This window comes from Stenotrophomonas sp. GD03794, from assembly GCF_029842145.1.
Taxonomy (GTDB): Bacteria; Pseudomonadota; Gammaproteobacteria; order Xanthomonadales; family Xanthomonadaceae; genus Stenotrophomonas; species Stenotrophomonas riyadhensis.
In genome coordinates, this window is record NZ_JAOCFV010000098.1 from 1 (window position 1) to 6,093 (window position 6,093).

Genomic DNA, 6,093 nt, shown 5'->3' on the forward strand with positions numbered 1-6,093 from the left:
TGGCCGGCAACTCCGTGACCCGAAGGCGGGGTCAGAGCCCCCTGCGGGGGATCCGACCCCCACCGGCTACCCCCGATTCAGGCTGTTCAGGCAGAATCCCCCCATACCCTTCCAGGATCTGCCCATGCGCGTTCTGCTGCTTTCCTCCCTGCTGCTCACCGTCACCGCCTGTACCTGGGTGCCGATCGAACCGGCCGGCAAGGCGACCCGCGTACTGCCGGCAGGTCCGGTTCCGGCCGGCTGCATCGCCAAGGGCGAGGTGGTGGTCACCGTGAAGAGCAAGGTCGGCTTCTACAACCGCAACCCGCTGCGTGTGCAGGAAGAGCTGGAAACCCTGGCCCGCAACGAGGCCCCGAGCGCCGGCGCCAACGCCGTACAGGCCGCCGCCGCGCCCGCCGATGGCAGCCAGCGCTTCGCCGCTTTCCAGTGCCCGCCGCGCTGAACGCTTCACCATACGGCCAAGCCTGAATTCGTAAAGATGCGGTGAAGGCCCCGGGGGTTATAGAATAGCGCCCCCTTTTGCCTGAGCCTTGGCGCTAACCTCGATGCTCTTCAAGAATGTCTCGATCGCCGGCCTGGCACACGTTGATGCGCCGCACACGCTGACGACCAAGGAAATCAACGAGCGGCTGCAGCCGACGTTGGATCGCCTCGGTATCCGCACCGACGTGCTCGGCGATATCGCCGGCATCCATGCCCGCCGCCTGTGGGACAACGGCGTGCTTGCGTCCGATGCCGCCACCATGGCCGGCCGCAAGGCGCTGGAAGACGCGGGCATCGATGCGACGCAGGTCGGCCTGCTGGTCAACACCTCGGTCAGCCGCGACTACCTGGAGCCGTCCACGGCCTCCATCGTGTCGGGCAACCTCGGCGTCAGCGACGAGTGCATGACCTTCGACGTCGCCAATGCCTGCCTGGCCTTCATCAACGGCATGGATATCGCGGCGCGCATGATCGAGCGCGGCGACATCGACTACGCGCTGGTGGTGGATGGCGAGACCGCCAACCTGGTGTACGAGAAGACCCTGGAGCGCATGACCGCCCCGGACGTCACCGCTGACGATTTCCGCAACGAGCTGGCTGCCCTGACCACCGGTTCGGGTGCCGCCGCGATGGTGATGGCGCGCTCGGAGCTGGTGCCGGACGCACCGCGCTACAAGGGCGGCGTGACCCGCTCGGCCACCGAGTGGAACCAGCTGTGCCTGGGCAACCTGGACCGCATGGTCACCGATACCCGCCTGCTGCTGATCGAAGGCATCAAGCTGGCCCAGAAGACCTTCACCGCCGCCAAGATCGCCTTGGGCTGGGCCGTGGAAGAGCTGGACCAGTTCGTGATCCACCAGGTCAGCCAGCCGCACACCGCTGCGTTCATCAAGAACTTCGGCATCGACCCGAAGAAGGTCATGACCATCTTCGGTGAGCACGGCAACATCGGCCCGGCCTCGGTGCCGATCGTACTGAGCAAGCTCAAGCAGCTGGGCAAGCTGAAGAAGGGCGATCGCATCGCGCTGCTCGGCATCGGCTCGGGCCTGAACTGCTCGATGGCTGAAGTGGTCTGGTAAGCAGCCCGCTGCCCGACCTCCTGTAGAGCCGAGCCATGTTCGGCTCACGCGCGCAGCGCGGCTCTTCCGCAGCGGACCGGAGAGCAGCCGAGCATCGGCTCGGCTCTACATTGCGCCGCGACTCTCCTTAGGTGCTCCGCATGCGCGATCTTCCCGGTTACCCCGCCCACCCGCAGCGCTTCGAGGTCCGCCCCGGCCTGTCGATGAACTATCTCGACGAAGGCCCGCGCGATGGCGACGTGGTGGTGATGGTGCACGGCAACCCGTCGTGGAGCTATTACTGGCGCACGCTGGTGGCCGGCCTGTCGGACACGTACCGCTGCATCGTGCCGGACCACATCGGCATGGGCCTGTCGGACAAGCCGGACGATAGCCGCTACGAATACACCCTGCAGTCGCGCGTGGACGATCTCGACGCGCTGTTGAAGCACCTGGGCATCACCGGCCCGGTGACGCTGGCTGTGCACGACTGGGGCGGCATGATCGGCTTCGGCTGGGCGCTGTCGCACCACGACCAGGTGAAGCGCCTGGTGGTGCTCAACACCGCCGCGTTCCCGATGCCGGCGGCAAAGACGATGCCGTGGCAGATCGCGCTGGGCCGCCACTGGAAGATCGGCGAGTGGATCATCCGCACCTTCAACGCGTTCTCGTCCGGCGCCTCGTGGCTGGGCGTGGAGCGCAAGATGCCGGCCGACGTGCGCCGCGCCTACGTGTCGCCATACAACAGCTACGCCAACCGCATCAGCACCATCCGTTTCATGCAGGACATCCCGCTGTCGCCGGCCGACAAGGCCTGGTCGCTGCTGGAGCGGGCCGGCAAGGCGCTGCCGTCGTTCGCCGACCGCCCGGCCTTCCTCGGTTGGGGCCTGCGCGACTTCGTGTTCGACCACCACTTCCTGAAGGGCTTCCAGGCCGCGCTACCGCAGGCCCAGGTGCATGCCTTCGAGGACGCCGGCCACTACGTGCTGGAAGACAAGCACGAAGTGCTGGTGCCGGAAATCCGCGCGTTCCTGGACGCCAACCCGCTCTGATCGGATCCCGGTAGTGCCGGCCGCTGGCCGGCAAGCGCGCAATGCGCGCCGGGTTCATGAGGTTGCCGGCCAGCGGCCGGCGCTACCCCTACGCCGCGACCGGTGCCTGCGGCGACGGGCTGTTGCCGTTGTCGTCTGGATGGTCGTCGTCGTTGTCGGCCGCGTCGCGCCAGCGCCAGTCGGCCAGGGTCAGCGGATCCAGGCCGTAGGCGATGCGCGCCTTGTCGCACTGCGGGCTGGCCTTGCCGTACTCCCACGACGCATCCACCTCACGGCACACACTGGGCCGGTTGGGGTGGATGGTGCAGCGTGAGTACACGCCGATCTGCGCATCCAGCGCCACGCAGCGCACCGGCTTGGAGTGGGTGCCGCGCATGCACAGGCGATGCGGGTCCAGCACCTCGGTCAGCTGGTGCGGTACGCCGCCGGGGGTGACCTCGTCCGATTCCATCCAGTGGAAGGCCACGCGGTATTGGGTGCAGCAGGCGCCGCAGGTCATGCAGGGATGTTGCATGGGCAAGCCGCCTCGGGCGGCAGTCGGAATCAGGAACGAAGGTGCGGATTTTCCACGAAGTGGGCCGCCGCGCAAGAAATTCCGTAAGCGGCGACAATGAACGGATGAACCGACCCTGCAACATTGCCGCCCGTTTGCCTGAACTGGCGCGTGAACGACCCGACCAGATCGCCATCCGCTGCCCGGGCCGCCGTGGCGCCGGCAACGGCATGGCCGCCTACGACTTGACCCTGGATTACCGCCAGCTGGACGCCCGCAGCGACGCCATGGCGGCTGGCCTGGCCGGCTACGGGATCGGCCGCGGGGTGCGCACGGTGGTGATGGTGCGGCCGTCGCCGGAGTTCTTCCTGTTGATGTTTGCCCTGTTCAAACTGGGTGCGGTGCCGGTGCTGGTCGACCCGGGCATCGACAAGCGCGCACTGAAGCAGTGCCTGGACGAGGCGCAGCCGGAGGCCTTCATTGGCATTCCGCTGGCGCACGTGGCGCGGTTGGTGCTGCGCTGGGCGCCCTCGGCGACCCGCCTGGTTACCGTCGGCCGCCGCCTCGGCTGGGGCGGGACCACCCTGGCTGCGCTGGAGCGCGCCGGCGCCAACGGGGGGGCGATGCTGGCCGCCACCGATGGCGAGGACATGGCCGCGATCCTGTTCACCAGCGGCTCCACCGGCGTGCCCAAGGGCGTGGTCTACCGCCACCGCCACTTCGTCGGCCAGATCCAGCTGCTGGGCAGCGCCTTCGGCATGGAAGCGGGCGGGGTGGACCTGCCGACCTTCCCGCCGTTTGCCTTGTTCGACCCGGCGCTGGGCCTGACCTCGGTGATCCCGGACATGGACCCGACCCGGCCGGCACAGGCCGACCCGGCACGCCTGCATGACGCCATCCAGCGCTTCGGCGTGACCCAACTGTTTGGCTCGCCTGCGCTGATGCGGGTGCTGGCCCGTCACGGCCGGCCGTTGCCGACGGTGACCCGGGTGACCTCGGCCGGCGCCCCCGTGCCGCCGGATGTGGTCGCCACCATCCGCAGCCTGCTGCCCGCCGATGCGCAGTTCTGGACCCCGTACGGCGCCACCGAATGCCTGCCGGTGGCGGTGGTGGAGGGACGCGAGCTGGAGCGTACCCGCGCGGCCACCGAGGCCGGCGCCGGGACCTGCGTGGGCAGCGTGGTGGCGCCGAACGAGGTGCGCATCATCGCCATCGATGACGCACCGTTGGCTGACTGGTCGCAGGCGCGTGTGCTGGCCACCGGCGAGGTGGGCGAGATCACCGTGGCGGGACCGACCGCCACCGACAGTTACTTCAACCGTCCGCAGGCCACCGCGGCGGCGAAGATCCGCGAGACGCTGGCCGATGGCAGCACGCGCGTGGTGCATCGCATGGGTGACGTGGGTTACTTCGACGCGCAGGGCCGCCTGTGGTTCTGCGGTCGCAAGACCCATCGCGTGGAAACCGCGCAGGGGCCGTTGTACACCGAACAGGTCGAGCCGGTGTTCAACACCGTGCCCGGCGTGGCGCGCACGGCACTGGTTGGCGTTGGCCCGGCGGGTGCGCAGGTGCCGGTGCTGTGCGTGGAACTGCAGCGTGGCCAGAGCGACAGTCCGGCGTTGCGCGAGGCGCTGCGCGCCCAGGCCACCCTGCGATTGCCCGAGGCGAACCTGCAGCACGTACTGATGCATCCCGCGTTCCCCGTCGATATCCGTCACAACGCCAAGATCGGCCGCGAGAAGCTCGCCGTCTGGGCCAGCGCCGAACTGGAGAAGCGCGCATGAAGATCCTGGTCACCGGTGGTGGTGGTTTCCTTGGCCAGGCGCTGTGCCGCGGGCTGGTCGAACGTGGCCACCAGGTGCTGGCGTTCAACCGCAGCCACTATCCGGAACTGCAGGCCATGGGCGTGGGCCAGATCCGTGGCGATCTGGCCGATGCGCAGGCGGTGCTGCATGCAGTGGCCGGCGTCGATGCGGTATTCCACAACGGCGCCAAGGCCGGCGCCTGGGGCAGCTATGACAGCTACCACCAGGCCAACGTGGTCGGTACCGACAACGTCCTCGCGGCCTGCCGCGCGCACGGCATCAGTCGCTTGGTCTACACCTCCACGCCCAGCGTGACCCACCGCGCTACCCATCCGGTGGAAGGCCTCGGTGCCGACGACGTGCCGTACGGCGAGGACTTCCAGGCGCCGTATGCGGCCACCAAGGCGATCGCCGAACAGCGCGTGCTGGCCGCCAACGATGCCTCGCTGGCGACGGTGGCGCTGCGCCCGCGCCTGATCTGGGGCCCGGGCGACCAACAGCTGGTGCCGAGGCTGGCCGAGCGTGCGCGGCAGGGCCGCCTGCGTCTGGTGGGTGATGGCAACAACAAGGTGGATACCACCTACATCGACAATGCCGCGCTCGCGCACTTCCTCGCTTTCGAAGCATTGGCGCCGGGCGCCGCGTGTGCGGGCAAGGCCTACTTCATTTCCAACGGCGAACCACTGCCGATGCGCGAGCTGGTCAACAAGCTGCTGGCCGCCGTTGGTGCACCGACGGTGGACAAGGCGATCAGCTTCAAGACCGCCTATCGCATCGGTGCGGTCTGCGAGCGGCTGTGGCCGCTGCTGCGCCTGCGTGGCGAGCCGCCGCTGACCCGCTTCCTGGCCGAGCAGCTGTGCACGCCGCACTGGTACAGCATGGAGCCGGCGCGCCGTGACTTCGGCTACGTGCCGCAGGTCAGCATCGAAGAAGGACTGCGCAGGCTGAAGGCTTCATCTGCTGCATAGATCGCCATCACTGGCTGCACACCGCCAGATCGGGAGGATGGACCCACGCCATCCAACGGCCCGGACATCTGCGAGGAGCGCCATGCTGCATTACGCCGTCATCTTTTTCGTCATCGCCATCATCGCCGCCGTGCTCGGCTTTTCCGGCATCGCCGGTGCCGCCAGCAACATCGCCTGGATCCTGTTCGTGATCTTCCTGGTGCTGGCGGTGATCTCGATGTTCCGCAAGCGCGG

Annotated in this window: 7 protein-coding genes; 6 read left to right on the plus strand and 1 reads right to left on the minus strand. The window is 68.2% G+C overall.

The genetic code is table 11. The features are described from left to right. Positions 1 to 124: 124 nt before the first annotated feature. The 3 genes from N5D91_RS24090 to N5D91_RS24100 all read left to right on the plus strand — a co-directional run bounded on the left by N5D91_RS24090 (position 125) and on the right by N5D91_RS24100 (position 2,593). Positions 125 to 442, plus strand: a complete 318-nt coding sequence (locus N5D91_RS24090) for a DUF4156 domain-containing protein (RefSeq protein ID WP_005407628.1) — start codon at positions 125 to 127, stop codon at positions 440 to 442. 103 nt (positions 443 to 545) lie between these two features. Further along, entirely contained in the window at positions 546 to 1,562 is a 1,017-nt protein-coding gene (locus tag N5D91_RS24095) for a 3-oxoacyl-ACP synthase III (protein WP_014035559.1), read from the plus strand. 140 nt (positions 1,563 to 1,702) lie between these two features. Continuing rightward, on the plus strand, positions 1,703 to 2,593 hold the full coding sequence (locus N5D91_RS24100) for an alpha/beta fold hydrolase (RefSeq protein ID WP_180854566.1): 891 nt from the start codon (positions 1,703 to 1,705) through the stop codon (positions 2,591 to 2,593). A gap of 88 nt (positions 2,594 to 2,681) precedes the next feature. On the opposite strand, the gene N5D91_RS24105 is transcribed toward N5D91_RS24100, so the two are convergent. Continuing rightward, positions 2,682 to 3,107, minus strand: coding sequence for a YkgJ family cysteine cluster protein (locus tag N5D91_RS24105; protein WP_097048174.1), 426 nt, complete (start codon positions 3,105 to 3,107; stop codon positions 2,682 to 2,684). Between the two features lie 104 nt (positions 3,108 to 3,211). Here N5D91_RS24105 and oleC point away from each other — a divergent pair, with 104 nt between their 5' ends. The 3 genes from oleC to N5D91_RS24120 all read left to right on the plus strand — a co-directional run. Next, complete coding sequence (gene oleC / locus N5D91_RS24110) at positions 3,212 to 4,870, plus strand: olefin beta-lactone synthetase (protein ID WP_180854565.1); 1,659 nt, start codon at positions 3,212 to 3,214, stop codon at positions 4,868 to 4,870. Continuing rightward, a complete protein-coding gene (oleD, locus tag N5D91_RS24115) occupies positions 4,867 to 5,859 on the plus strand; it encodes a 2-alkyl-3-oxoalkanoate reductase (protein WP_071228788.1) in 993 nt (330 codons plus the stop codon). Before oleC ends, oleD begins: the two co-directional genes overlap by 4 nt. An 82-nt stretch (positions 5,860 to 5,941) precedes the next feature. After that, positions 5,942 to 6,093, plus strand: a 152-nt coding sequence (locus N5D91_RS24120) for a DUF1328 domain-containing protein (protein WP_049429804.1), incomplete at its 3' end; no start/stop codon positions are given.